We start from the raw sequence: 2,357 nt of genomic DNA, 5'->3' as shown, positions 1-2,357 counted from the left end.
CGGCGCGGCTGCCGGTGGTGTGCCTGCACGGCCTGACGCGCAATTCCCGCGATTTCGAGGCACTCGCCCCGTGGCTCGCCGCGCGGGGGCGCCGGGTGCTGGCGCTCGACATGCGCGGGCGCGGGCTTTCAGCGCGCGATCCGGCGCAGCGCTATGACGTGGACACATATGTGGCCGATGTCTGCGCCCTGCTCGATGGCCTGGGCATCGCCCGCGCGGTGTTTATCGGCACGTCGATGGGCGGGCTGATCACGGTGGCCCTCGCCACCCACGCCCCCGCCCGCGTCGCGGCCGCCGTCATCAACGATATCGGCCCGGAACTGTCGCCGCGCGGGCTGGCGCGCATCGCCGGCTATGTCGGCAAAGGTGGCGCGATCGCCACGTGGGACGATGCGGCCAAGGCCTGCGCCACGCTCAACGCTGATGTCTTTCCCCACTATCGCGCGGCAGACTGGCTGGCCATGGCCCGCCGCCTGTTCCGCGAGGATGGCGGCGCGATCGTGGCGGATTACGATCCGGCCATCGCCCAGGCCTTTGGCAAGATCGTGGCCGATCCCGATCCCTGGGGCAAATGGCATGCCTTTGCCCAGGATCGCCCGGTCCTGCTGCTGCGCGGCACGGCCACCGATCTGCTGGATGAAGCCGTGGCCCAGGCCATGGTTGCGGGCAAGCAGCAGGCCCGGCTCGCCGCCATTCCCGGCATCGGCCACGCTCCGATGATGGACGAGCCCGACAGCCTCGCCGCCCTGGAGGCCTTTTTCGCCACCCTGCCCTAAGCCGCACCCCATGCCCCCATTGCCAGGGAAACATCCCGCCACGGCAGAGTTCACCAGCCAAAGCGGGTTCAAAGGGTTAAGGGCGTGGGCGCAGCAGCAACGGACAATGCCGATCGGCGGCGCGCAACCCGCGCCCTGCAGGCGCTCAATTTCTTCATGGCCGATATGCAGGCCGGCATCGGCCCGTTCCTGGGCGTGTTCCTGCAGCAGCGCGGCTGGCAAACCGGGCCGATCGGCACGGTGATGACCGCCGGCGGCATTGCCGGCATGGCCATGACCGTGCCGGCCGGCGCCTTTATCGATCACACGACGCACAAGCGCTGGGTGGTGGTGATCACCGGCATCTGCACCGTGCTCGCCTCGTTCCTGCTCTTGTGGTCGCAGGCGTTCCTGGTTGTCGCCGGCAGCCAGGTCGCCACCGCCATTGCCGGCGCGGCGATCGGCCCGGCCGTGGCCGGGATTACCCTGGGCGTGGTGCGGCAACGCGGCTTCAACGCGCAGAATGGCCGCAACCAGGCGTGGAACCATGCCGGCAATCTGGTCGGCGCCGGGCTGTCGGGCTGGCTTGGCTGGCGCTTTGGCATGCCGGCGATCTTCTTCCTGGCGGCAGCGTTCGGCGTCATGGCGATCACCGCCGTGCTCTCCATCCCCGAACGCGCGATCGATCACCGCGCCGCGCGCGGGCTGGAGCCGGAACACCAGGCCACCGCCAATGGCCAGGCCGAGGGCTTTCGTGAACTGCTGTCGAACAAGCCGCTGCTGATCCTCGCCGCCGCGCTCGCCTGCTTTCACCTCGGCAACGGGGCGATGCTGCCGCTTTATGGCATGGCGGTGACGGGCATGGGCAAGGGCGATCCGGCCATGTTCACCGCCACCACGGTGATGGTGGCCCAGGCGGTGATGATCGTGGCCAGCCTCGCGGCGATGAAGCTGGCGCATCAGCGCGGCTATTGGCTGGTACTGCTGGTGTCGTTCGCGGCGCTGCCACTGCGCGGGCTGCTTGCCGGCGCCTTTATCGAACACTGGGGCGTGTGGCCGGTCCAGGCGCTCGACGGCATTGGCGCGGGCCTGCAGAGCGTGGCGGTGCCGGGCCTGATCGCCTGCCTGCTCGATGGCACGGGCCGCGTCAACGTGGGTCAGGGCGCGGTGATGACCGTGCAGGGCGTGGGCCCCAGCCTCTCTCCCGCGATCGGCGGCTGGCTGGCACAGATGCTGGGCTATCACGCCACGTTCTTCATTCTCGGCGGCTTTGCCCTCGCCAGCCTGGCGCTGTGGATAGGCTTTGCCGGCACACTGCGCCCGGCTTGCGCGGCCGGCGCGGGCCGGCCATGACGGCGTCGATGCCAACTGCAACCGGCGCCATCTGGGCGATCGCCAGCCTTGCCACTGCCGGCGTGATCGCGCGCCCGATGCGCTGGCCCGAATGGATCTGGGCCGCCAGCGGCGCCGCGCTGCTGGTCCTGACCGGACTGATGCCCCTGCCTGCCGCCGGCGCCGCCGTGGCCAAGGGGCTCGACGTCTACTTGTTCCTGACCGGCATGATGCTGCTGAGCGAGGCGGCGCGCCAGCACGGCGTGTTTG

The 2,357-nt window shown here is 70.0% G+C and carries 2 protein-coding genes and 1 pseudogene; all 3 read left to right on the top strand.

The features are described 5' to 3' along the window. On the top strand, window positions 1-776 hold a 776-nt coding region (locus H926_RS0121995; RefSeq protein WP_022678174.1), incomplete at its 5' end, for an alpha/beta fold hydrolase. Between the two features lie 84 nt (window positions 777-860). Then, window positions 861-2,108 (top strand): MFS transporter, encoded by a 1,248-nt coding sequence (locus H926_RS0121990; RefSeq protein WP_022678173.1) that lies wholly within the window; start codon window positions 861-863, stop codon window positions 2,106-2,108. Between the two features lie 8 nt (window positions 2,109-2,116). Beyond that, a pseudogene (locus tag H926_RS29815) lies at window positions 2,117-2,357 on the top strand (arsenic transporter); the annotation flags it as partial.

This window comes from Novosphingobium sp. B-7, from assembly GCF_000410615.1.
GTDB classification, from domain to species: Bacteria; Pseudomonadota; Alphaproteobacteria; order Sphingomonadales; family Sphingomonadaceae; genus Novosphingobium; species Novosphingobium capsulatum.
The sequence above is the reverse complement of the archived record's forward strand: the minus strand, read 5'-3'. Positions and strand labels throughout refer to the sequence as shown.